The organism is Pseudoalteromonas sp. ABE4_541 (assembly GCF_056312285.1).
Genome location: NZ_JBSVEM010000003.1, coordinates 85,988 through 111,344, shown reverse-complemented (window position 1 = coordinate 111,344; position 25,357 = coordinate 85,988). Strand labels below are relative to the sequence as shown.

Below are 25,357 nucleotides of genomic sequence, written 5' to 3'. Positions count from 1 at the left end.
GAAATTTGGCAAGTGCCGCATTTTATGCGGCGCTTTTCTTAATGCAATTTCTGATTTTGTTTGCAATTGGCTTTTCAAAAAACTGATAAGACAAGTAAGCAACTAGGATACTTAGAAGTAAAGATAAAAGTAGCTTAAGCGCCGTTGAGAGTGGTAACTGATTAACCGCATTAATAATCGGCATATGCAGCAAATACAACGAGTAAGATATTTTACCAATAAAATCGCCTAATTTGTTCGCAAGGAAAATGTTGTTATCAGGTACCAAAAAAACCACACAGAAAAACACAGTACTCATCACTAGTAACACTTCATAACTCAACCACATTCTTTGTTTGGCGTCGGAGGTGATCGGGCTAAATTCAGGGTACAGCAAGGGGATTAAACATAAAACTAAGATAAACCCATGTTTTTTCATATAACTTGGGATAACCATGGATTTGTAATGCAGTCCAAAAATCACGCCAACAAAGAAGTACGGTAATGTTCTTAAGATGCTAAACAAGTTGTAGGGCACGCCATAAACATCGCCAAATATTTTTGGGAAATTGGTTAAAAACAACAGGATCATCGTGGCAACGATGGCAACATACACATAGCCAATACGGGTTTTAGCAAACGACCAAAAGAGTAGAAAAATAAAGTAAAACTGCACTTCGGGTGGGATGGACCACAGTACACTTTCGCCATACAAGAATAGTAAATGCCCTAATACGGCGTTGAAATCTTTTATACTGTATAAAATATCTAACTCAGCCAGCGTGGAGAGGTAAGAACCTAGCACAACAAGGAGATACAAAGGCAGCACTCGTCCAACCCTTGCTAGGATGTAGCGTTTTACGTTGTCACCGTTAAAAGACTCGCTCATGTAAAGGTGTGACATCAAAAAGCCGCTTAATAAAAAGAACAGCATAACGCCATAGGCACCTGAACCACCACCTAACGCGCCACCTAACCAGTTGGTGATATCACTAAAGTGAGTAAAAAAGACGATGAGTGCAGCCAGTGCTCTCAAGGTGTTGAGTTTTCTTATTTGCATAGCTTCTTTTACTTTAATTATTATTGGCTAATTGACTTAGTGCTGTGTAGTAACGTGATTTTTTTGGCCAGTTGTTTCACATCAACAATACAAGAGGCGCTATAATTGATTACAGAGAGTGAGTATCGTTGGCTGCCTTAACAAACTTTGCTGTTTGCTGCCAATGTTTGCCCACATAATCTGTCGTATTTTCGTTTCCTGTATTTATCCAAAACTTATCTCTGTTAAACATGTACTTAGGCTTATAACCTTGGGTTAATGATGTTAAAGGATAGTGTGTCCATGACTTATAAGCGCTTTTATCAGTGGCTTCGAGCAAGAACTGCCCTTGTTCGGTGATTGCAACAACCCAAGCATGCCCCGATGTCATGTGCTTACCGCCCACAACTCGAGCATCAATACCCTCTGATATTAACCAATCAGCGAGCAAAATAGCATGGTCTTCGCAATCTCCTCGCAAATTTACGTAGGCTTGGGCCGAGTTTTGCCAGATGTCCAATGCGCCATATTGTTCAGTGTCTGTTTGATAAACTTTTCTGTGTGCGAGAACATATAAAGGCAACCAGTTATTCTCAACTGCAAAAGGGCGAAATCCAACTAAGTAACTGTTTGCAAAATGGTGTTTATAGTCTCTACCCATAGCACTTAGAATATTTCTATTTTGATGTTCACTTGTTTTCGTCTTTTGTGCGCCCCAAAGTAGTAAGTAGGCAGCTCTGTCAGGGTTGGTAGCTTGTGAGCTTACTATGTCATTGATGTACTGCTCGCTTAGCATTTCATTCGATGGAAAAAGAACAGCGGTGCCCTTTTGCGTGGCATTGAGCATTAAATGGTGATCAACATTGTCAGCGGCTGTTTGCACTTTCAATGCTAAATCAGCATCTAGTGGACTAGGTTTCGACTGTTTTGGGTTAAAAATAGAAATAACTAAAACAGCTAAAAAAACCAGTAAAATAGAAAGTTTGTTCACTTAGGATTGAAGCCCAAAACAGATGATTAATGCGACAAAAATCATGATGGCAGAGCTAAAAATGGCAACCGCAATATTATTATTTTGTAGTTCTTTTTGAATGTCTACGTTCTTGAGTAGCTTTTTATCTATGACGATAAGAGCAAAAACAGCGACGAATAAAGAAATAACTGTATAGCTGAGGTTGATGAGTAAGTTGATAACACTCGCGTTAAGAAAGTTCCATTCCATATTAAATTACTTATTGATGATAATTTTCAAATGATAACTTGATTATCTGAAAATTTAAACAAAAGGTGCTGTGCTGGGGGGGGTTATTGGTGATGATTATGACCATCCAATTACTCTAGCAATTACTGAATAGTCATAATGCAGGTTATCTAATATTTCTTTAACAATACCCATAATTCGGATAAGAAGCTTCGATTATTAATGGCTTGTTCTTTTAATTTGGATAACTGTTCTTGCGTTAACCATATACCTCGCTTACTAACCGCATCGGGGTTTTTAAGTATAGATAAGTCGTCAGTTGGGTTCTGTTGTGTGAAAATGAAATCAGCAACGAGTCCTTTTTTTATTTGCCCTATTTTGTGGTCGAGTTTCATGGCTTTTGCGGGTGCATAGGTCGCGGCTTTTAAAACTTCAAAGTTGCTAAGTCCAGCCTGAGCTAATAATGCCATTTCTTGGTGTGTTGCGAGGCCATGTGGTGACCATAAAACACCCGCATCAGAGCCAACCAGCAGCTCAATGTCTAGCTCGTGCATTTGTTTTGTTATTTCAATCAGCTGATTGAGCGTTTTGCGATTATATGTTGCCATTTTGGGCGAAGCGTCTAACCACCTTTTTACTTGATCATTTTCTTCTGCATACGCCAATATGGGAGAAATGTAGTGTTTTGGTATGGTGTTTAAGAAGTCTGCTTTATCTTCACTAATTCTGGTGAGTTGCCAGAATATGTTTAAGGTAGGGGTGATAGGCACATTGAGTTGTTTCAATTCTAATAATACTTGGGTCAATTTTTGCTGATCAAATTGGTGATTGAGTGCACTTTGTAGTATTTCTTCCGTGTGCTCTAAAGATTGTAGGCCTTTTAAGTCACCCCAAGACATGTTGCCAGACAAGTTAGGCCCATGTTTAGCGACGGGCATATCGTACTCGTTGGCTGTGGCTATTAATGATGTAAGGGCTTTTTCATTTAAGCTGCCATAGGCTTTTATTAAGTCGTATCCTGCATTTTTTGCTTCAATAACATATAGGCGAGCTGCATTAGCACTTGCAGTAAAATGTGCAAGAGGGCCATTTTCAGAACCTGTCATAATTGGACTGCTCACAGTTGCGCTTGCACCTATCAACTTGCCCAAATTGACTTGGTCACGCCATATTAACTGCTCTGGTGCACCATTTAAAATGCGTACATGAGTTACGCCATGGGCTAAGTTACTCATCAAGGCGCTAGGATCATAAAAGTGGGTATGCATGTCAATGAGTCCTGGGGTAATGTATCCCCCTTGACCATCAATGACTTCGTAAGAGCTAGAGCTTGTACTTAACTCTCTGTCTATTAAGCTAATATTCCCATTTTTAACGAGAATATTCTGCTCCGTCAGAATAGACTCATGCACTGGGTCAACAATGTTCACATTCGTTAGGATAAAGTCGTTACTTTTTGGCGGTGCAAGTGGGGCATTACAGCCGTTGAGTAACAAAGCAAGTAAAATGCTCGCTAGGATCCAAAGTAGGTTAGCTGGGTTTAGGTTCGTCATATGTTCACTCAAATAAGTTGTTTGATTACCGCTTATTCTGAATTAACGAGCCTAGTTGGGCGTCCAAGTACAAGCATTTAGACGTACAAAATCATGTTTTTGATGAAGCTTTGAGCGTATTTTTGTACTCAGTTGGTGTCATACCTGTTTGTTTTTTAAAAGAATAATTAAATGAAGACTTTGCATTAAAGCCTGCCTCAATAGCAAGTGTAAGTAATGGCTCATTTGGCTTTTCTAACAGTGCATTCTTAATGTACTCAATGCGAAGCGAATTGATATAGTCATTAAAGCTTTGTTGTGTATTTAAATTGATTGCTCGAGAGATGTCACGTATCTGCAGGTTTGTAAGTTGAGCCAATTCAGCAATTGTTAGTCGGCTTTGCATATACCATGCGTTTTCCAGTACCTGTTTGTGTAAATGTTCAAAGATTGCTTGGAATGAGCCTGCCGTCTCTTTATTTTCCTCGTTGTGGGTTTGCGCCGCTATTGGTACCTGATTAAGCATACCGATCACAGCGTGATCTCGATTCAACTTTGCTGTTAGTAACATTAGCAGAAGTAAATTGATAGCTGTGCCAATACCTTGCCCAAGCACATTGAATTCGTGGGTTAAATAAGGCTGTGCATTAAGACGAACTAGATCCAGGGCATTATTAATTGACATAATGATGATAAGCCAGCCTAGCCAGCGTAGCGTAACTTCTTGAGCATCGGATCGATAATCTTGTAGTCGTCGGTTGAATTGATAAATATGATACAGCGCTAATCCAGCGTAAATAAAGCGCCATAATGTACCAACCAAAATAACTTGTTGAGTAAATTGAGTGAATGGCAACGCTAAAATCATAGGAGCAAGATGTAAGTACTCTACTTTATTAAGCTTACTTATCAGTGATTTAACCACCAAATACAGCATTGGGCCTAATCCAATCACAAAGATAGGGGTGACTAAATGGAGTGGCCGAGTGATATTAAGCTCTTCAAGTAAATTGAACGTTGCTGATGCGCAAATCAAGGCAAAAAAACCGCAAATAACTCGATAGCGAGGGTAGGCGCTTAAGATTAATATGCTCAAGGACGCAATGCCCAAACCAAAAGCTTGAAGTAAATTGACTGGGTTTGCTTCAAACATTTGGGTACCCTAATCGGTTCTTGATAATTAGAAGAATATCTAACATGGAATGCCTTTTTCATTAAAATAACTTTTTATTTCATCAAGGTGTGGCTTAAAGTTGCGCCATCGACCGATGGATTTACTATTGAGAGGTTCTCTGACTTGGACTTTACTGGCGGTTGAAACTGGAGCGCTATTTAAATGAAAGTCTAAGCAGGCTTGTTGCCAATTTAGGCCACAGTAGCTAAGTAAGTCTCTTACGTGGAGTTCTGGGTTGGCGACCAGAGATTCGTATTGAAGTAATTTAAAATGGTCACCGTGTAGTTTTTGCCAGTGCTGCATCAGTTTATAAAAACGGCCATAGAACTTGGCCGTGTCCATTAGATCAAGTGAGTAGCGGTAATAGGGGTTGTTGATAGTAAACAGTTGACGATAATTACCAACGCAAGTATCTAATGGGTTGCGTAACAAGCAGATGATTTTGGCATTTGGTAGGGCTTTGCGTATCAAATCAACATAAAAAAAGTTAAATGGTAATTTGTCTATAAAATGTGTGCGCTTACCCGTTACCACGCGAGTGGCATCAAGGTAGGCTTGTCCAAGTTGCTTGAAATCTAGTTGGTAGGCTGCATCAAGCGTTGGAAGGTCTAATACGTGTGGCGTATTCGTTTGCGTTAAGCGTTTAGTGCATATGCCCAAATCTTGTAATTCTCCTGCTGACATGACATCTGAATGGCTGGAGAGAATGCGTTCTACCAAGGTGGTGCCGGAGCGAGGCATGCCTAACACAAAAATAGGTTCGTTACTGTCGTGTCCAATGCTGAGCTGTGTGTGCTCTTCGCTCAGCTTTTTTATATGTTCAAACAGCTTAGTGGATGATTCATTATCGAAGCGGGCCTGTTTGAGTTTACTTTTCTTTGCTTTTTCCAACGCTTCAAAAGCTTGATCATATAGCTTTAAATCTTGGTATTCTTTTGCCAAAGCGTGACCAATGTGCAGTTGAGCATCTGGGTGTTCGATTTGTGAAAAGGCTTCACAGAGGCGCTCTATATGGTTGCTTTGTTGGGTCGCCTTGGTCAGATCCGACAATGCAAAATGTGCTTGGTGGTGTGTCGGGTTAATTTGTATCGCTTTTTCAAAGGCTTGAACAGCCTGAGTGAAGTCTCCTATAAATTTAGCGCACACACCGTAGTTGTAGTAAAACTGTGGGTTGGTTTGTGTGATTTCCAGTGCTTTTTTGTAAAAGCGCATGGCTTGTTCATGTAGACCAATATGGCTCATGGCAACACCTAGGGTATCAGCGCTAAGCGCGTTATCTACACGGGATATATCCACATTGATGGCAATGTTTTTTGCCTGTTCGAGTTGCCCATCCAGCGCATAACATTTTGCTAATTGTGCCAAGTATTCTACGTTGTGTGTCAATCCAAGCGCTTTTTCAATCAAGGCAATGGCTTTTTTGAGCTGCCCAACTTGTAGGTTGACCATGGCTAGCAAAAAATAGGCATCTGCATGGTGTGGATCAACTTGCACAATAGACACTAGGTATTGGTGTGCTTGTTGTATGTTGCCTTGGTTTAGTGCCTTGATGGCATGTTGATGTAGCTGGTTAATACTGAGCGTCATAAGTCATTATTCTTATTGAAAATAAAAAAGGCTCAAACTAGGTTTGAGCCTCTAGCGTAACGCTATCTTAGTTATAGTTCAAATTGGTAATCGAACTTCAGTCCAACGGTAAGTGGTCGGTTTAGATAGTGGCCATAGTTACGCTGGATCTCTTTCCCGTTTGCAGTGGTAATGTCAGCATTACTGCGTCTAACAGACGTAAATGCATATTTGTCGAACATATTATTGACGTATAAAGTGGCTGTCCATTGATCTGCGCTCAGCTTGGCAGAAATGTTACTGAGTGCGTAACCTGGTAGCGTTTCACCATTGTCATGAAGACCGACTTTTGAGATCACATCACTTTGTGCGGTTAATCCATAGTTGATGTCTAATAGTTTGTCTTCAAACACCTCTGTTTGGTAGTTTACCCCTAAGGAAAATTGCTGCTCTGGTGAACCGGGTAACCTATCGCCGTCCATTCCTCCATCTGTACCATCTGTGTTGAATAAGGTTGGCGCATCTTTGGTTAGCTCAACTTTGGTATAGGCGTAAGTAGCGTAGGCGGTTAAAGAATCAGTGAGCATAGCTCTAGTGGCAATTTCAATACCTTTCGCGTTTGCAGATCCTGCGTTGGTGGTGTACGGCAGCTGGCCTATTTCAGTTGCACCGCTTACCTGCGCATCTTCCCAGTCAACATTAAACAATGCAGCATTGAAGTGGAAACGGTTTTTAAGCCAAGTGCTCTTTAAACCTAATTCATAGTTGGTCGTGGTATCTGCTTTGTAAGTGCGCTCTTCGGGCTTTACGCAACCCGTTTGCTGATCTTCTGGAATTGGATCTGGGCATTCGGGGATCGCGTTGACCCCACCGATACGAAAGCCTTCACTCACTGTTGCGTAAGCCATGATGGTATCAGTGAACTGATAACTGGCATTAAATTTAAATAGGTTACCACTGTCGTCATCTGGTTTGCCTTTAAAATCAAATGATATGGCATCTTGCGCCGCACCATTGTATACGGTGTTGCTTAATGGAAAATCTACAGCAGATTGTGTGGTAATTTCATATTCGTAAAAACGAGCGCCCACAGTAACTGTGAGTTTGTCACTGACCTTGTAGCCCATTTCACCAAAGATGGCTTGTTCTGTAATTTCACTTCGGTCTATTGAGTAGTATTCCAAGCTGTCAGGGCGAACTTGCACACCACCAAAGTTTTCTACTGCAAACTGACTAAATCCGGGGGTGTATTCTTTACTGGATGCATCTGATTTTTGCTTATTATAAAAACCGCCCACAATCCAGTTCCAATCAGAATCGCCTTGTGATACTAAACGCAGCTCTTGGGTAAAGTTTTCTTCTTCTTCAATTTCACGGGTAAAAGAGGAGAACGAAGGAAACTCTTCATAGCCGTAATCAAGGCGGATCAATAAGTCAGTTTGGTCTCGTTGACCATCGGAATCAAATTCTGAATAGCCAGTTGCGGATACCAGTTCAGCAAAGCCTAAATCTGCTTTTACTTCTAAACTTAATAATGAGTCGGTTTTGTCTCTAGGCTCTTCGTAGCGGTATGCTGACTCGTATTTGCCAATTTGGGTATTTAAGCCATTGTTGGCGTTCAAAGCGCCATGATGCACAATAGAGCGGCCTTCGCTTTGTTGTTTTTGATAAAAATAGTTGATGGTGCCGTCAAGCCAGTCGTTAGGCATCCAGCGAAGTGAAATACGACCTGTTTTAGTGTATTCACCGTTGTTATCTTTTGCTTGACGTAAGTTCTTATCAACCTCGCTTTGATTTGACCAGTCTGGATCAGGCATTGAAACGCCGGCGTCACGTACAACATAGTTGTAATCAATAAATCCAGGATCTTTGTAAAGGTTAACGCTTGCACGTACTGCCAGCTCGTCTTCTATGATAGGGGTATTAAAAATAAAGCCAGATTCTCCGCCCAATGAGTCACTTTCACTGATCTGGAATACATCACCATAGACTTTACCTGTGGTTAGGTCTAATTCAGGGCTTTTAAGCATATAACGAATGGCACCACCTAAAGTACCTGCACCATATAGCGTGCCTTGTGGACCAATTAGCACTTCTACACGTTCAACGTCGGTTAAACGCATATCGATGGCAACGGGTATTTCGTTGATATAGGTTGCAACAGTACCTCCATCCGAAGAGGGACCTGATGAATTTGTATTCAACCCGCGCACTATGATGGGAGAGCCTGAGCGACCGCCTTGATCGGTGACGGTTAAACCGGGTACCCAACGTGCAACATCGGCCAACTCACCAATATTTTGATCTCGCATGATGTCACCATCCAGTGCTGTGATATTCAGCGGTGCCTCTTGCACCGAACCTGAGCGGCGCGTGGCTGTAATTTGTATGACTTCAAGCGACTTGTCTATTGCCTGTGTGTCATCTGCAAATGCTGATGTTGATGCGAATGACGCGCTTAGAGCGCTATAAACCGCCATAGAGAGTATGCTTGGCTTATACATTGTTTTAATCCCCGTTGTTTGTGTTGTTGCTTTTATGCTCAGTTAGAAAAGCATAAATCAGCATAGGCGACAAGCCTGTATAATATCTTTTATGAATATATATTCACATTATCAGAAAGGGTATGCATTCTAATCTGCGTTTTTTAAAAAATACAGCTAAATTTTGCATTTATATTTTTTCGAAAATATTTTTCGAGGTTGTTTGGATAAACAATGTTTTTGTTGGGTGAAAATACACGTTTTTTGCATTTTTTATCAAATTAAACCCGCTTTACAGGGTGGGCTTGCTGATTTTTTTGATGAGAAAATATAGAAAAGTAAAGCGAGTGCATTCGCTCACTTGTGTATTGATTGTGAGCCAAAGAAGGTGAACTTGCTGAGGGCACTGTGATGAGGTTGGACTACGGCCCTCATGCAGCTTTTATTATTATTGTCAGTGCGCAGCTATGAGTAAGGTCATATCCCAGCAAGTTCAAATAGGGGCCTAAGCCTTACAGTTGATGCTTTCCAACTTGCCATTGGTTATTAGCAAGGTATGTTTCGCCTGCATCAATCGCACCTGACTCTAATGTGGTCGCCATTGAATCATTCCAGCGATTTAGATAACCAAACAAGGAAATCACACCCAAGATCTCAACAATTTCGCCATCATTCCAATGTGCTTTTAGTTGTGCTTCGATATTAGCATCAACCGCATTTGGTACACTCGATGCGGCAAGCGCAAACTCAAAAGCGGCTTTTTCACCGTCGTTAAACAGGTCACTATCACGGAATTGCCAAATATGTTGCAGGCGTTCATCACTCCCACCATAACGCTTAGCGGCTAAAATAGTGTGGGCTTCACAGTAGCGACAACCCGTATTGGCACTCGTTATGTAACCAATTAAACGTTTAAGTTCACTAGTAACTCGGCCGTGATTTTCCATTACCGCTTTGTTGAGGTTAATAAATGCTTTAGCAATGTGAGGACGGATCTGCATTGTCAGTACGCTGTTTGGACAAAATCCGAGTGTTTCATTAAAAAATTTAGCTAACTCAGCGACTTCTGAGTTGGCATCTTGTGCTAGAGGGGTAACTAACGCCATAATGAGTTCCTGTTTAATTATTTTAGTGTTGCATCTGCAACATAATTTAAGCCGTTTTTTCCTGTGTGTCTACAAAAAATGAACATAATTATAAAAAAGGTGTGGTGATTATATGAGCAACAAAGCACGGCAAGCTGCGTTTAAACTTTCAGAGCATATGGATGAACCGTTTGATTTATATACTCATACTCCTTATCGCATTGCGGTGGCCAGTAACCTACTGGCACTTGATAGGGACGCGTATATTCGCAACTTAACAGGGCTTGAAACGCGTGAGATCCGAGTGCTGCTCAATGTTGGCTCATATGGTCCGATTAATGCTGCTGACATTGCTTATCAATCGCGCTTAGATCCCTATTCAGTGAATCGCGCAATTAATACATTACTCAAACTCAACCTTATCCACGCAGATCCAAGTAATGAAAAACAACGAAGTAAGCCTGTTGTACTAAGCGACGAGGGCAAACCTTTATATCAGCAGATCGTTGCGCATATGAAAAAGCGTGAGGCGCATGTGTTAGATGGGATCAGTGAAAAAGAAAAGGCACTATTGCTTGCGCTACTGGAAAAAATAGAGCTGCGCGCCGAAGCCGCTTTGGCAAAAAGTGCGGAAAACATCGAAGCGCAAGGTCAAAGTATTACGCGTGACCAAAAAGAGGTAATACGTTGGCACAAGCGCTCAAGTAAGTAATTTTAGATTTGGGCACGAGTGCTAAAACACAGTTTGCTGTAATTCGTTTACCCAAAGTTTGAGCGAATTGAGCTAGCGCATCGTGTCCATTCTATCTACAACAACAAGACGTTCTTTGATCAAACAAGTCTCTTGCGTATCTTCCAGCGTATCGATATATCGGCCGTTTATCAGCATAGTTGGCTTACTTTGATCGTTTTTATCACTCAGATATAGAACAAAGTGTGCCACGCTCGTCAGCGTATTATCAGTGTTTGGCGTGATTTGGCTGCTGGTAAGCATGTGTATGCTTTTTTTGGTTTTTAAAGCGTTTTCCACTCTTTTTGCAATTTGCTCGCTTGAACTCAATGCAATGTTTAACTTGGGTACTGAAAACGTAGCATCACGAGTGAACAGGGCTTGATAGTGTTCAACAGGACCTTTATCCCTCAGTTGAATATAGTCGTGCAATGTCTTATCACAACGTGCTATCGACTCAGCTGTGCTATGTGCAACTTGTGTCGAATTACAGGCGGTTAATGTAAACGCAGACAAAAGCAATAAAAAATAAGGTTTCATGATGGCTAGCTGTTAACGAAGTTTTACCTAGACTACTGTTCCTAAGTTGATAATTCAATTATATTTAGCGGCGAATAATTTGGTCGTGTATTTCAACACGACAAGAATGCAAGGACTAGAAAATGAAACAATTCGCACTGTTGCCACTGGCTTTATCATCAGTCATGTTGATGAACGGATGCCAATCTATCACTGAGCAAGCAACACAGGTTGATCAACCTCAACAAGCGATGCATGTAGCGGCGCCCATCGCTAAAAAGCTACCCCACACAACGCATATCCATGGCTATGAAATGATTGATAATTATCATTGGCTTAGAGATGACACACGCAGCAGTGCTCAAGTTCTAGCTCACTTAAACAAAGAAAATGCTTATGCAAAAGCGATGCTAGCCAATACCGAGCCTTTACAAGCGCAGCTGTTTGAAGAAATTAAGAGTAAAATTGCCAAGCAAGAGCGTTCGGTTCCGGTGCAAAAGGGTCGATACTATTACTATTCAAACATGGTGGGGGAGCAAGAATATCCTGCGCTTTATCGCAGCCTAGATGTGCAAGGTACTAATCCAGAGTTGCTGATTGACATGAATGTCAACGCGCAAGGTCACGATTACTATGCCATTAAAGAGACCCAGATCAGCCCTGACGATAATTTATTTGCTTATGCTGAAGACACCTTGAGTCGTCGTATTTATACCATCAAAGTTAAAAATCTGACCACAGGTAAATTGCTCGTTGATGAGATAGTGGGTGCAGAAGAGTATTTTGTGTGGGGGAACGACAATAAAACCATTTATTACGTTAAAAAAGATCCGGTTTCACTGCTAGGCACACAAGTATATCGTCATAGGCTAGGCACCCCTCAATCTGATGATGAACTGGTGTATGAGGAGAAAGACCACACCTATTACACTTATTTAGGTAAAAGCAAAGATGGAGAGGAAATTTTCATCCATCATTACAGTACTGAATCAAAAGGGGTTTCAGTGTTGTCGGCTAATGACAATAAATCAAAGCCAAAAAGACTCGTCACCCGTCAAAAAGGTTTAGAGTACTCAATTGCCAAGTTCAACAATTGGTATTACATCTATACCAACTTGAATGCAGTGAACTTCCAATTAATGAAGGCCAAAGTGTCAGAAGTCTCTGACATGAGTGCATGGCAAACGGTGATTGCTCATGACCCAAATGTAAAGTTGGAAGACTTCACTTTGTTTAATAAACACCTAGTCTACAAACGACGTGTACAGGGACAGTCAAAAATTACTATTCGTGCACTTGATACTCAGGCAGAACATGAGCTGACATTTAATGATGCGGGCTTTGAGGCAGAGCTAAAAGGCAACACTCAGCTTGATAAAGATAGTGTGCGCATTAGTTACACCAGCTTAACCACGCCAGAAACAGTGTATGAAGTTGATTTGAACAACTTCAACAAAGTCATCTTGAAGCAAGACAAGGTTTTGGGTGATTTTGATGCTGCTGATTATGCATCCGAGCGTATTTTTATCACAGCAAGAGACGGTAAAAAGGTGCCGGTATCTTTGGTTTATAAAAAATCAATGTTTAAAAAGGATGGCACTAACCCACTACTGCAATATGCGTATGGCTCGTATGGGGTGACAGTAGACCCTTATTTTTCAATTTCCCGTTTGAGTATGTTGGACAGAGGGTTTGTATTTGCTATCGCACATATCCGTGGTTCGCAAATGTTAGGCCGCCCATGGTATGAAGATGGGAAGAAACTTAATAAAAAGAATACCTTCAATGATTTTGTTGATGTAACTAAGGCGCTTGTTGCACAAGGTTATGGTGATGAAAAGCGCATTTATGCGCAAGGTGGCAGTGCCGGTGGGTTACTTATGGGGGCAGTCGTTAATCAGGCGCCAGAGCTATACCATGGTATCCATGCTGCTGTGCCGTTTGTCGACGTCATTAATACGATGTTAGATGAGTCATTGCCGCTCACCACAAATGAATATGACGAGTGGGGCAACCCAAACGATAAAACTTATTTTGATTATATGCGCTCGTATTCTCCGTATGAGCAAGTCAAAGCACAAGCTTATCCAAATATGTTGGTTACAACGGGGCTGCACGACTCTCAGGTACAGTATTTTGAACCAGCAAAATGGGTCGCCAAATTACGAGAGTTAAAAACCGATGATAATAAACTACTGTTTAAAGTAGATATGGAAGCCGGTCATGGCGGCGCATCGGGTCGATTTAACAAGATCAAAGATAGAGCTTTGAATTACGCTTTCTTTATTGAATTGGCCAACGGTCGTTTATAGGAATGATGCAAAAAAGCCCAGAAGTCTGGGCTTTTATCTAACTGACTTGAGTATGTTTTACTTTTTCTTCGGCTTTTTTGATTTTAGCATTCTAGATGCAAGTGCGCAGACGATGTAAATCAGCACAAGTGAATTACCTATCACTAACACCTCTTTATCCGTTGCAAACATCCAAAGCGCGGCCAAGACCACGAATGCAATCGTAAAATGCGACACTAAAGGATTAACTTTCTTACTTTTCATATTTACTACTTTGCCAAAGACATCGACCACGTTTTGTGCGATTATATCGTTCAAACTACAATCAAGCGAGAAAAGTTGTAGCAAACGCTAAAGGTGTAGGAAGAAGGTCGTGTTTTTGGTGCCCTGATCGAGCCTATTCAGCGGTTTTATACTTCTCGTTAGCCTTAAAAGCTTCGGCTTCATATGGCGACTGTGCATAACCATACTTTGCTAAATCAGCGATGTACTTTTTAGAAAACTCATAAAACGACGGTGCATTTTCAATTTGTTTAACGTGTACAAGCTCATGTGCCATTCTTGGTCTATCTAATTGATAGCCATGACGAACGTAAATAGAGTAACCAAAAACCTGCGCGTTATTAACAATGTTTTCTCCAATAAACCCTAAACGCTCACCCATTATTTTTAGTGCTTTATTTTCAAGAGGGTAAGGAACTTGGTCGGTATAAACCACCCTTACTTTTTCGGGGTGTGAAACACCGATTTCTTTAGCAAGTTGAAGCTCTTCTTGGCTGAGAGGTGCGCCTTTAGCTTGCCCTTTTTTATCAGTGTGCTCTGCCCATTGTGCATATTGGGGTAACAATTCCAAAAACTGGCTGACATCCGGTTGGTTTGCTGAAGCGGTGCAACTTAGACCCAGTACTGCAGCTAACAAGATACTTTTGTTAATCATAGGTTCCCTTATTTCTTATTTGAAACAGCAGTATATAGTATAAGCCCATAAATATTGAAAAAAAATCAATGAGAATGCCTTTACTTTGAGAGAAGTCTCCAACAGGTACAGCAATGGAGATTGGGGTAAAATGAAACAGTAGATAATCAGACTGAATAAAACGCACTGTTTGCAATAAAAAGTATCCTGCCATTGCTAAAAGAGCAAATCGGTTACGTCGCCACGTACCATATGCACCGTAAGCTGGTATCACAGAAAAAAGACAACCAAGTAACAATAGGTTTTGCACGTTAGAGTCAGCACTATTGGCCGTTAAAATAAACCCGATTACTGCGTAACACGCACATATAATACTTGCAATTTTATACTGCAAACCAGCTATTCCTCTATATGGCTTTTTGGGTCAATATTTTATGTCTGTTTGGGCTTATATCAAATTTTATTTTAGTTAATAAGATTAAAGTTTCAGAACATTCTGAAACTTTAATTGATCGGCGCTTGTTTTGAACATAAGATGTGCAGGGATCATATAAAAATAAAGAGAAAGGACGATGAATACATTAACAGCGGCACTTATCAGTATTACAGCCATGACGGCAACGGCATATGCAAACCAATCAGATCATCAACATGAATATCAATTTGTTGAAATTAATGGCAATAAGCTAGCCTATTCTTGTAAAGGCCAAGGAGATACCACAGCATTATTAATTGCGGGCATGGGACTCGACGCACACGAAACCTATAAAAACACTTTTCACCGAGCAGAACCAAAGGATTATCGTTTGTGTTTTTACGACAGGGCAGGCACAGGAAAAAGTAGTTTTGCTAAACCTCGCGTAAGGAACATTCTTGAGTTAACACAGGAGCTTGAAGCATTCACTAAAGCAACGAATATGGATCGTTTAGTATTAGTTCCTCATTCATTTGGCGGCTTTGTTGCAAGAGCGTATGCGCATCGCAACCCGACAAAAGTAAAAGGCATGGTGTTAATCGACATTGCTCATGAGTCTTGGTATCAAGATATGAAAAACAAGATGTCGAAGAAAGCTTGGGGTACCATGGAGTGGATCATCAATTGGGAGCGAGATACTCACTCATTGGAAGATTTTGAAGAAGCCTCTTCACATGCAGAATTATATAAAACGGATCGAGATATGCCCGTTACGGTATTGTCTCGTGGTATTCCTCATGTTGGAATAAGAACGACCGGTATGAGCTATGAAGACGTTGATATATATACACAAACATGGAATGACGCGCAGGGAAAAGTAAGGCAGATCAGCGATAATGTAACGCCCGTCACGATGAAGTATGCGTCTCATTTGTTCGATCAAACCGATCCATTTATTGCATTAAGTTACATTGATGAAATGGTCAAAAAAGTGCAGTAAAAGTAAAAAAGTAACGTATTGAAAAACCGCCATAATACCTGTTGGGTTGAATGGCGGTATTTGATGTTTGGTTTAATTTTTATCCGTACATCTAAAGTTTACGGTAACAACATATGGTGCACCCAGTGAATTCTGTGCTAAGGCGCCACCAATGGCAGCAACACCCGCAACGTCGTCAACGTAACCATCGCCTAATATCCACAACCATGTGCCAACTTCAGTAACGCCTTCTGCCGTATTTAGTTTACTCAGGTACTCTTGCTCTGGTTTTTCGCCTTGATAATCAACGTCTTCGTTGATGACATACATGTTCTTATCGCTTTGCTTACAGTAATCTTTTGCCTGATCTAACGCTTCTTTAATGCCAGAGCTACGATCAGTTGATTTGATAACGACATAATGCTGGTTATTTTCGCCAGGTCTTACATCATCATGATGTGCACAGGCGCATAATATGGCAGTGGTTGTCAGTGCAAGGAATAAATTTTTCATGGTGCTCTCTCAATTTGGTGACTTGGCTAAATTATTGCCATTTTGCTTTTTAGTTCCAGTAAGAAACTGTAAAAAACTGCACGCAGACACGTTACTTTTTTATACACACTGACGTTCGTTATTCCCTCAACTATGCTTAGAGCTACTCACGAATGAGTATCGACCGAAGTGAGGCATTGAGCAACAGCGGTGGTTGCTTAGCAGTTTCCCTTATGGGAATAACACATTGTAATTGAAAACTTTTTTACAGTAGTTATGCCTGTTTTGTTGAATCTAATGGTGTGAATAGTTAGGGTAGCAATGTTAGGGATGAGATTTTCTCGGTTGCAGCGTGTGACAATTTTAAAAAGTAATACGGATAGTTATGCATTTATCTTTTAGTCAGCTATATCATTTATCTAGTGGCAAACCGCGCTATCAATATGCGCTTGAGCACCTATACAAGCGGTTTTCGGCCAATCATTGTTTTATTGGTAAATTTGCTGATGATGGCCACTCGGTGAGCACATTGTCATATCTTAGAGATGGAATACTCATTCCCAATATTGTTTATCAGCTTGCGTGTACGCCATGTAAAGATGCAAAAAGCAAAGAAAGTGTTTGTGCTATAGAGGATAATTTGCAGGCTTTATATCCAGATGATGTTTTACTTACACAGCTAGGTGTAGTCAGTTATCTAGGTATCACTCTTCGAGCACCAGACAACCGGCCTGTTGGCATCATGGTTTGCATGTTTGAACAGCCAAGACAGATGGCTGATGAAGATAAAGCATGGTTCACCGAACTGAGTTATTTAGTGGCAATTGAGCTGAGTCATAATTTAGAAATGTCAGAAAAAGAGCATTTGCTGAAGCGCTTAGCCATGAGTGAACGTATCGCCAAAATTAGCTCATGGGTTTGGCATACTGATGAAGATCGACATTGGTTTAGTGATGAAATGGCTAGTTTACTCGGCATTGAGCTTACTTCACTGTCATTTGCAGGCTTTATTGCATGCTTAAAGCTAGAAGATGCACAGCAGCTTCAGCGTATGCTTGAAAATGTAAAAGCAGGTGATATGACGTCATTTAGCTTAAATGTGGCGCACAAATTTTGTGATTCGAATAAGGGGTTATTTCACATTATAGCCCGAGTGGAAAGCAGCCCAGAGAATCCAAAAAGCTTGGTTTTAAGAGCAACGGTTCAAGATGTGAGCTATGCGTCAGCCTTATTAAAGCAACTTGAACTTACGGATGTGGTTTTTAAAAACGCCTCAGAGGCCATTATGATAACCGATAGCCAAAATAGAGTGATGATGGTTAATCGGGCATTTGAACAACTTACAGGTTACTCAGGAGAAGAGTTACAAGGCGCTAACCCAAACGTTCTATCCTCTGGCAAGCAGGATAAACAGTTTTATAAACAGATGTGGCAGCAGTTGTTAGAGCAGGGGAGTTGGAAGGGTCAGATATACAACCGTAGGAAGAATGGTCAAATTTATCCAGAAGAGTTATCACTGAATGTTGTGCGAGATAAGCAAGGTAATATCTCTAACTTTGTGGCGATATTTCACGATATTAGTAAATGGAAACGTAATGAAGCTGAACTAACTTTTTATGCCAATCATGAAGTGCTTACAGGCTTGTTGAATCGCCGTAGCTTTATGATTGCTCTGGATAAAGAGTTAAATGACAAAATTAGTGGCTGTATTGGTAAGGCTTTGCTTTTTATTGGGCTAGACCGATTTAAAGAAGTGAATGATCTGTATGGCCCCGAAGCCGGAGACTATGTACTGGTTGAAGTGGCTGATCGTATTCAACGCGCTATAAAAGCGAAAGACATTGCATGCCGCTTTGGAGGGGACGAATTTGCGGTTCTAATGCATAATCAGGATGAAGAGCAGGCTTTAACGAGTGCAAGAGATATCAGTTCGCAATTAAGTGAGCCGTATGTATTTGATGAATTGACCATTGAGTTGACCGCGAGTGTTGGTGTAGCGTGTCTTGGCACTGACTCGATTAAACCTAGCGCTGACTGGGTGAGAGACGCGGCGCATGCAATGGGTAATGCCAAAAAATATAGGCAGGGTCATGTTGCACTTCACAGTGAGGTTTTGCAAAACGCACACCTGAATAAAATTAAACTCAGAGATAAGCTTAAAATGGCGCTGCGGGAGTCATCGCTTAAGGTGTATTATCAGCCGATCATTGATTTAAAAACCGGGCGTATCAAAAAGTTTGAAGCGCTCGTCAGATGGATTGATACGGACTTTGGTATGGTCTCCCCCTCTGCATTTATTCCTATTGCGGAAGAGTTTGGTCTAATAGACCTTATTGGTCAGCATGTGTTGGAAACCAGTTGTCGAGATCTCGCCTTATTACATGGTGCAGGGTTTGACCATATTAGCTTTTCCATTAATCGCTCGGTCAATGAGTTTAAACAATCAAATAGTCAGCTTACCTTGATCCCAGAAGCGATTGAGAAAGTGGGTTTACCTTTAGAAGCGGTAACAATCGAGGTGACCGAATCTGTCGCGGCAAATAAGTACACATGGCGTGTACTAGACCAGTTACGAATGAAAGGCGTACAAATTGCGCTTGATGACTTTTGTACCGGTTATTCATCACTCAGCAACTTAATTGAGAATCAGGTCGATTTTGTCAAAATAGACAAGTCGTTTGTGGATAGTTTAATTCACGAGCCCAACAAGCAAATACTCATAAAATGTTTGATTGATTTGAGCACCCAACTGGGCCTTGAAGTGATTGCTGAGGGGGTGGAGCATCTTGAGCAACTTAGCATGCTGGAGCAGTTTGGTTGTCACTTAATTCAAGGCTACTTGTACAGCTCTGCCAAACCGATAGATGAATGTTTAGCTATGCTCACGCAAGAGCAAACGAGCTTAATCAAAGCCGTTGATTTACTGAAGTGATAGCCTGAGTGAATAAGTATTAGTTTATTCAGTTGTACTAGCTCAACAACGCTGTTGGACGGCGCCTTGGGGTTAACCCACCTACTTTTGACGTAGGTCGGCATAAGTGGCGAAGCCACGCCATCCGACCATAATGATGAATTCACATAGGAACAGAATGATTTACAGGGTCAATTTTTCCGAGTGTAGCAATTTGTTATCTGTAACCAATCACATAACAAGCCTCGGAGCTCTGAATCTAGTCCTTCTTTCCAATTTCCTGCCGCATCCATCGCTACATAGACTACGCCGATAATATCGTTAGGGATCTCGATTGAGCCTTTAACGAGCGCAGCAACTCTTGAGCGAGCCAGTTTTGCTATAAGGTAGCTATCTGAACAGATTGAGCTGTTACTTAAGTAAGCCCAGCTCCAGCGTTTTTAAGATGGCTTGTGTTCTATCGCGTACTTGTAATTTACTGAGTATATTCGAGACGTGATTTCGCACGGTACCTTCGGCATTAAATACCGCAGAAGCGATTTCTTTGTTCGACTTTCCTGCTACCATTAGGGCTAAAATCTGCTTTTCTTTATCCGTTAAGTCAAACGGTTCGCTTTCAACAGGCTTTTGTTGTGCTTTTATTAGCTGTTGCGTTAACTCGCTTTGCAGCACAATTTCACCCGCATGTACGCGTTCAATGGATCTGACTAATTCTTCCAAAGACACGTCCTTGAGTAAGTAGCCGCGAGCGCCGGCTTCCATACCGCCTAGTAGCAAATCGTTTTCATCAAATGTGGTCAGGATCAGAAATTTAGCGTCACTGCTTTTGGCTTGCATTGCTTGTAGTACTTCAAGCCCTGAGCCATCGGGCATACGCATATCCAGCAAAATGACATCGGCATTAATTTGTGCGTCATTAAATTGCGCTAAAAAATGATTGCCACCCGTGGACTCGCCGGTGACACAAATATTATCCGTTAGGGTTAGCAAAGAGCGCATGCCTTGCCTGATCAGGCTTTGATCATCAACTAAATGTACATTTATTTTATTCATATGGAACTCGAATGGTCAGGGTTAATCCTTGCGGGGAGGGCGAAACAAGTAACGTCCCGCCTAATTGGTTGACTCGCTCTTGCATGCCAGTCAATCCGTTACCAAAGTTTAGTTTGTGGTTGAACATGCCATCATCGCTGATAACGAGTTCAAGTTGAGATTGCTCACGCTTTAGTGAAATAGTCACATTCTCAGCGGTATTTGCATGTTTAAGTGTATTGGTTATGGCTTCTTGGCAACATTTAAGTAAGCATTGTGCGGTATCTAATTGCACCTTGTCTAACTCATCGACGACATGTAAATGTACCTGAACGCGCGGAGTTTGCTGGGCAAGTTGTGTTAGGCACTCATTCAGATCAAAGCCCACACTTTCGCGCTTGTCGCTGACCACTTTACGAGTGGTTTGCAGCGCCGCTTTGGCTTGTTCATAGCAAGACTCTAACTGAGGTTGCTGCGCTTCAGTGCAGGTGCGCCGTGCGATATCTAGATTGATGATCAATGAGGTGAGGGCATGGCCCACCTCATCATGTAAATCTCTGGCAAGTCTTAAACGTTCACTTTGCGCGGAGGCTGTGCTCAGCAAGGTTTGCGTTGACTCTAATTTTGCGTTGGTCAGTGCCAATGCTTCTTTGGCTTCACGCTCGCTGACCATTCTTTGTGTAACAACGAGCGAGAAAAAGTGAAAAGCGATGAACATAGCGGCATCGCTAAACAACCAACCATGTTCCCAGTGGTTTGCTTGACTGAGTAAAAACAGACCGTGAATGGCAAAGATGTAGAGAAAACAAATATATTTCGGTACGTAAAACACCAGTATTGAGCACAGCATAACGCTATAAATGAGCGTGAGGCCCAGTGGAGAAACATAAAACAGAAGACCAACAATGCCAATGATACCGAGCAAAATGACATGACGAACCCGATAACCGTACGATTGGGATTCATTCACAACCAACAAAATCAGTCCGAGCAATAAAAAGTGCAGTAGGTACTCGCCATTGCTTGCCAATGGTGGGGTGATCCGCAACATGCTCGGTATTGCGACCGCAGCCCAGGTAATGAATACCGTGAGAAGCCAAGTTGGTTGATACTTAAACATTGATCCTGAAGCCTTTTTTCTTATCATCTTAACCAGCTTTCGTGGTGCTGAAAAGTACTAAATATGGGGTCATGACATTTGTCATGACAATAACGTGACAATCGTGACTGTGGCAATAATGCTTATTTTATTAATCTAAGGTCATTACTTTTGATTGAGGAAAGAGTCATGGAATATATTCATAAGTTTGCTGTGTATGCCCATATTATTTTAGGTTGTTTTTCGCTCGTGTTGTTTTGGGTCCCTGTAATGGTGAGTAAAGGGAGTAAGACACATAATCGGTTTGGACAGTATTACAACTGGTCTATGTACGGCGTGTCTATATTAGGCATCATCGCCTGTATACTGGTACTAATAGATCCAATGAGCGCCAAACCTAAAGAGTTCAGCGATGCAATTACTCAAGCAAGCTACATAAAACAAAGCCGTGTTTTCTCTTTGTTTTTATTAATGCTTTCTTTGTTGGTTTTAACTTCTATTTACCATGGCGAGCGCGTGCTTAAAGCGAAGGCTCGCAATGAGTTGCTAAGAACCCCGCTTCATTTAGGGTTACTTGCGTCATTAATAACCTCAGCCTTAATTGCTTTTGTGCTTGGTTTACAACACTCACAAACTTTGCTCATGGTTTTTGCCTGTGTATCAGTGTCTGTATCAATCAGTATGCTTCGCTATATTTTTAAATCTGAAGTAGCACCACGTGCATGGCTCATTGAGCATATGGGGGCAATGTTAGGGTCGGGCATTGGTGTTTATACGGCATTCTCAGCCGTGGGTGGAAGACATATCTTTAGCTATTTATTAGGTGAGCAAGCCATTTTTTTAAGCTGGATTATGCCTTCCGTGATTGGTGTAGTCGGCATATTGTGGTCAAAGCGTTACTTTAGCGACAAGTTTAAGGTTGAGGCAGCCTAAGAGTTAAAAATTGGCAGCGCGGACATTGTGCGCTGCCAGACGTTTTAGAGTAACGGTTTTAACACATCATATAATGCGTTGATGTGGTCATCTCTGGCATTTAAAGCAGCGATATAACGGTACTTTTCTCCACCAGCATGTTCAAAAATTTCGCGGTTTTCTACTTCTAACTCTTCCAGAGTTTCTAAGCAGTCGGCGCTAAACGCAGGGCTGATAATCGCAACATCTTTGATGCCCTGTGCCGGATAGCTTTCTAACGTGGCATCGGTGTACGGTTTTAACCACTCAGCTTTGCCGAAGCGACTTTGGAATGTTGTCTCAACCAATGAAGGATCTAATCCCAATTTTTCAACCACTAAGCGAGTTGTTTGTTGGCATAAGCAGTGATACGGATCACCATTGTCTAAAAACAGTTTTGGCATACCGTGATATGAAAACACCAGCTTTTGAGGCGTGCCATTGGCTTGCAAATCTTCGGCAATTGAATTTGCTAATGACTCAATGTACAAATCATTTTTGTGATAGCCGTTGATAAAGTGTAACTCTGGTACCCAACGCCACTTTTTAAGCACATCAGCTACGGCATCAAAGGTCGACCCTGTGGTTGGGCTAGAATATTGAGGGTATAAAGGCAGCACAATAATGCGTGTCAGCCCTTTGTCGCGTAGCGCTTCTAATCCAGCTTCAATTGATGGATTGCCATAGCGCATAGCCATCACAACCTCGGTGTTTTCGAAACCCTGTTTTTTAATCAGCGCGGCTAATTTATCGGTTTGTTGTTGCGAAATATCAACCAGTGGAGAACCTTGCTCTGTCCAAATGCTTTGATAAGCTTTAGCGGACTTTTTAGGTCGCACGCGCAAAATAATACCATGTAATATCATCAACCAAATTAGGCGCGGGATCTCAACAATACGAGGATCGGATAAGAATTCAGCGAGATATTTTCTCAGTGCTTTGGGGGTTGGGGCATCGGGGCTACCCAAATTGGTAACTAATATGCCAGTTTTTTGGTTAAATCGCCCATCATGGGGATTGTCGGTGATCGCTGAAAATCGTGACACACACGGCTCCTTTGATATCTGTTTGAATGCAAAGCATCTAGCTCTGGCCAATTTTACAAGATTATCAGTACGTTCGTCACGGTAAACTCGATCTGTTTGAAAGCCAATCTATAATTTAAATCACGTTACACTGATTAGAACGTTAATCATGGTGTGGTAATCGCATAGTGTGTTTCCAAAATGGGTTTGATGTGTATTGTTTTGACTCTTTTTTTGTGCAATTTAACAAAATATGATTGCATCAAGTGATCAGGAAGAGTAACGTTGCGGCCCATTTTTAACATTATGCGTCAAGTGCTTAAGAATCAAAAAAGGTATAAAGGTGTATGCGAGTTAACCAGCCAGTCACACTGCAGCAGAAACATTTTGCTCAAAATGTTAAGTTGATTTCTGTTACTGACCTACAAGGAAGAATCGTTGATTGCAATGATCATTTTGTTGCGATCAGTGGTTTCTCAAGAGAAGAGCTCATAGGGCAGCCACACAATATCGTGCGTCATCCAGATATGCCTGAACAAGCCTTTGCAACCATGTGGACACAACTAAAAGCGGGTAAACCGTGGATGGGGATTGTAAAAAACCGCTGTAAGAATGGCGATTTTTATTGGGTTGATGCTTATGTAACTCCCGTGACCGAAAAAGGCAAAGTGGTTGGCTATGAGTCAGTTAGACGTTGCCCTGATAAAGAAACCGTTGCACGTGCAGAGGCGCTTTATGGTCAGTTGAAAAATAACAAATCACACACTTTTAAGGTGCCTAAACTAAGAGTGATTTGGCCATTGGTGATGTTGTTTGTTGCCGTGCTACTTTGGGCATTTGTCTCGCAAATGGGTGCTTTTGTTTGGGTTATTTTGAATAGCATGGGAGTGTGTGCTTATAACTTGTGGCGTGATGGTGAGCAATTAAAGCGTTTAGAAAATAGTTTGTCTCATAGCTTTTGTGACGATGTAGCAAAACAAATTTACTCAACGTGGGATGGAACCATGGCGAGCATCCAAGTACGCCTTTTAAGTGAGCAAGCCCATCTTGATACGGTGATAACACGAATTGAACACTCAGCCAAGGATGTTACTTCAGGTGCGCATGAAGCATTAGAAAAAGCCGATGATAGCTATCAGCAGTTACAAAAACAGCAACTTGAAACCGAGCAAGTTGCCACCGCCATGAACGAAATGTCGACAACCATCAACGATGTATCTGGTAATGTTCAGGTGAGTGCAGAACATGCACAAAGTGCGTTGTCAATGGCCGATGAAAGTGCGCGTTTAGGTGAGCGAACTCGCCAAGCGATAGAGGCTCTAGGGCAGACAGTGCTAGAGATCCGAGATTCAGTTCTTGGTGTATCTAAGCAAACTTCACGAATTGCAGATGCAGCACAAATTATTGAGCAAATTGCAGAGCAAACCAATCTACTGGCTTTGAATGCGGCCATAGAAGCGGCTCGCGCAGGCGAGCAAGGGCGAGGCTTTGCAGTCGTTGCGGATGAAGTTCGCCATCTGGCTCAGCGCACACAGCAATCGACCCATGAAATCCACACGATTATTAGTGAGCTCAGTGATAGTACACAAAATGCTGTGAGCATTGCACAGCAAGGTGAGCAGGAGTCACTTTCTGGCATAGAGCAATTAGTACAAAGTACCGATATGCTGAATCAAATTCAGCAGGCGATAAGCCAAATTCATGATATGTCTATGCAAATTGCAGCTTCAGTGGAAGAACAAGCAGCGGTATCTGATGACATTAATCAACAGGTGGTGAATATCGCAAGCCTTGCCAATGACAGCTTAAACAGTGCAGATACGGTGAAGCAAGTGAGTGGCAACCTGACTTCTGTGGCAAGTGATATGTACGAACTAGTAGTGAGGTTCAAACGCTAAAGATGTTCTGATTGTTTTTAATCAAAAGCGCGTTTTTGAT

General features: G+C 41.6%; 22 protein-coding genes. 6 read left to right on the top strand and 16 right to left on the bottom strand.

Annotated features, from left to right (window positions below):
• Window positions 1-22 precede the first annotated feature (22 nt).
• From ACW689_RS04440 to ACW689_RS04405, 8 genes are all read right to left on the bottom strand, one after another.
• Window positions 23-1,039: an acyltransferase family protein gene (locus tag ACW689_RS04440; protein ID WP_476288718.1), complete on the bottom strand. Its 1,017-nt coding sequence runs from the start codon at window positions 1,037-1,039 to the stop codon at window positions 23-25.
• A gap of 109 nt (window positions 1,040-1,148) precedes the next feature.
• Window positions 1,149-2,009, bottom strand: coding sequence for a transglutaminase-like cysteine peptidase (locus tag ACW689_RS04435; protein ID WP_476288716.1), 861 nt, complete (start codon window positions 2,007-2,009; stop codon window positions 1,149-1,151).
• Entirely contained in the window at window positions 2,010-2,240 is a 231-nt protein-coding gene (locus ACW689_RS04430) for a DUF350 domain-containing protein (RefSeq protein WP_476288714.1), read from the bottom strand. It lies immediately after the preceding gene.
• A 149-nt stretch (window positions 2,241-2,389) separates the two neighbouring features.
• Window positions 2,390-3,772: an amidohydrolase family protein gene (locus ACW689_RS04425; protein WP_476288712.1), complete on the bottom strand. Its 1,383-nt coding sequence runs from the start codon at window positions 3,770-3,772 to the stop codon at window positions 2,390-2,392.
• A 91-nt stretch (window positions 3,773-3,863) separates the two neighbouring features.
• Window positions 3,864-4,904 carry a helix-turn-helix domain-containing protein gene (locus ACW689_RS04420; RefSeq protein WP_476288710.1) on the bottom strand — a complete coding sequence of 347 codons (1,041 nt, stop codon included), beginning with the start codon at window positions 4,902-4,904 and terminating at the stop codon, window positions 3,864-3,866.
• 39 nt (window positions 4,905-4,943) lie between these two features.
• Window positions 4,944-6,512 (bottom strand): tetratricopeptide repeat-containing sulfotransferase family protein, encoded by a 1,569-nt coding sequence (locus ACW689_RS04415; RefSeq protein WP_476288708.1) that lies wholly within the window; start codon window positions 6,510-6,512, stop codon window positions 4,944-4,946.
• Window positions 6,513-6,583: 71 nt separating this feature from the next.
• Window positions 6,584-8,995 carry a TonB-dependent receptor gene (locus ACW689_RS04410; protein WP_476288706.1) on the bottom strand — a complete coding sequence of 804 codons (2,412 nt, stop codon included), beginning with the start codon at window positions 8,993-8,995 and terminating at the stop codon, window positions 6,584-6,586.
• Between the two features lie 491 nt (window positions 8,996-9,486).
• Complete coding sequence (locus tag ACW689_RS04405) at window positions 9,487-10,080, bottom strand: carboxymuconolactone decarboxylase family protein (RefSeq protein ID WP_476288704.1); 594 nt, start codon at window positions 10,078-10,080, stop codon at window positions 9,487-9,489.
• 112 nt (window positions 10,081-10,192) lie between these two features.
• Between ACW689_RS04405 and ACW689_RS04400 the strand changes: the two genes are divergently transcribed.
• A complete protein-coding gene (locus ACW689_RS04400) occupies window positions 10,193-10,771 on the top strand; it encodes a MarR family transcriptional regulator (RefSeq protein ID WP_476288702.1) in 579 nt (192 codons plus the stop codon).
• A 72-nt stretch (window positions 10,772-10,843) separates the two neighbouring features.
• Here ACW689_RS04400 and ACW689_RS04395 read toward each other — a convergent pair whose 3' ends face one another.
• Window positions 10,844-11,329: a nuclear transport factor 2 family protein gene (locus tag ACW689_RS04395; RefSeq protein WP_476288700.1), complete on the bottom strand. Its 486-nt coding sequence runs from the start codon at window positions 11,327-11,329 to the stop codon at window positions 10,844-10,846.
• 122 nt (window positions 11,330-11,451) lie between these two features.
• On the opposite strand from ACW689_RS04395, the gene ACW689_RS04390 reads away from it, so the two are divergent.
• On the top strand, window positions 11,452-13,620 hold the full coding sequence (locus tag ACW689_RS04390) for a S9 family peptidase (protein WP_476288698.1): 2,169 nt from the start codon (window positions 11,452-11,454) through the stop codon (window positions 13,618-13,620).
• Between the two features lie 57 nt (window positions 13,621-13,677).
• On the opposite strand, the gene ACW689_RS04385 is transcribed toward ACW689_RS04390, so the two are convergent.
• From ACW689_RS04385 to ACW689_RS04375, 3 genes are all read right to left on the bottom strand, one after another.
• Window positions 13,678-13,863 (bottom strand): hypothetical protein, encoded by a 186-nt coding sequence (locus tag ACW689_RS04385; RefSeq protein ID WP_476288696.1) that lies wholly within the window; start codon window positions 13,861-13,863, stop codon window positions 13,678-13,680.
• Window positions 13,864-13,996: 133 nt separating this feature from the next.
• On the bottom strand, window positions 13,997-14,536 hold the full coding sequence (locus ACW689_RS04380; RefSeq protein ID WP_476288694.1) for a hypothetical protein: 540 nt from the start codon (window positions 14,534-14,536) through the stop codon (window positions 13,997-13,999).
• Window positions 14,529-14,909: a hypothetical protein gene (locus ACW689_RS04375; protein ID WP_476288692.1), complete on the bottom strand. Its 381-nt coding sequence runs from the start codon at window positions 14,907-14,909 to the stop codon at window positions 14,529-14,531. Before ACW689_RS04375 ends, ACW689_RS04380 begins: the two co-directional genes overlap by 8 nt.
• Before the next feature lie 178 nt (window positions 14,910-15,087).
• On the opposite strand from ACW689_RS04375, the gene ACW689_RS04370 reads away from it, so the two are divergent.
• The gene (locus tag ACW689_RS04370; RefSeq protein WP_476288690.1) at window positions 15,088-15,930 is read left to right on the top strand and encodes an alpha/beta fold hydrolase; all 843 of its coding nucleotides are present in this window, start codon (window positions 15,088-15,090) and stop codon (window positions 15,928-15,930) included.
• Window positions 15,931-16,002: 72 nt separating this feature from the next.
• Here ACW689_RS04370 and ACW689_RS04365 read toward each other — a convergent pair whose 3' ends face one another.
• Entirely contained in the window at window positions 16,003-16,422 is a 420-nt protein-coding gene (locus ACW689_RS04365) for a hypothetical protein (protein WP_476288688.1), read from the bottom strand.
• Window positions 16,423-16,786: 364 nt separating this feature from the next.
• Here ACW689_RS04365 and ACW689_RS04360 point away from each other — a divergent pair, with 364 nt between their 5' ends.
• Window positions 16,787-19,333: a bifunctional diguanylate cyclase/phosphodiesterase gene (locus tag ACW689_RS04360; RefSeq protein WP_476288686.1), complete on the top strand. Its 2,547-nt coding sequence runs from the start codon at window positions 16,787-16,789 to the stop codon at window positions 19,331-19,333.
• 390 nt (window positions 19,334-19,723) lie between these two features.
• Here ACW689_RS04360 and ACW689_RS04355 read toward each other — a convergent pair whose 3' ends face one another.
• Together ACW689_RS04355 and ACW689_RS04350 are read right to left on the bottom strand one after the other, a co-directional pair.
• On the bottom strand, window positions 19,724-20,365 hold the full coding sequence (locus tag ACW689_RS04355) for a response regulator (RefSeq protein WP_476288685.1): 642 nt from the start codon (window positions 20,363-20,365) through the stop codon (window positions 19,724-19,726).
• On the bottom strand, window positions 20,358-21,464 hold the full coding sequence (locus tag ACW689_RS04350) for a sensor histidine kinase (protein ID WP_476288684.1): 1,107 nt from the start codon (window positions 21,462-21,464) through the stop codon (window positions 20,358-20,360). Before ACW689_RS04350 ends, ACW689_RS04355 begins: the two co-directional genes overlap by 8 nt.
• Window positions 21,465-21,632: 168 nt before the next feature.
• Here ACW689_RS04350 and ACW689_RS04345 point away from each other — a divergent pair, with 168 nt between their 5' ends.
• Window positions 21,633-22,376 (top strand): hypothetical protein, encoded by a 744-nt coding sequence (locus tag ACW689_RS04345; protein WP_476288683.1) that lies wholly within the window; start codon window positions 21,633-21,635, stop codon window positions 22,374-22,376.
• 44 nt (window positions 22,377-22,420) lie between these two features.
• On the opposite strand, the gene hemH is transcribed toward ACW689_RS04345, so the two are convergent.
• Window positions 22,421-23,440 carry a ferrochelatase gene (hemH, locus tag ACW689_RS04340; RefSeq protein ID WP_476288682.1) on the bottom strand — a complete coding sequence of 340 codons (1,020 nt, stop codon included), beginning with the start codon at window positions 23,438-23,440 and terminating at the stop codon, window positions 22,421-22,423.
• A 326-nt stretch (window positions 23,441-23,766) separates the two neighbouring features.
• On the opposite strand from hemH, the gene ACW689_RS04335 reads away from it, so the two are divergent.
• Complete coding sequence (locus tag ACW689_RS04335; RefSeq protein WP_476288681.1) at window positions 23,767-25,317, top strand: methyl-accepting chemotaxis protein; 1,551 nt, start codon at window positions 23,767-23,769, stop codon at window positions 25,315-25,317.
• Window positions 25,318-25,357 lie beyond the last annotated feature (40 nt).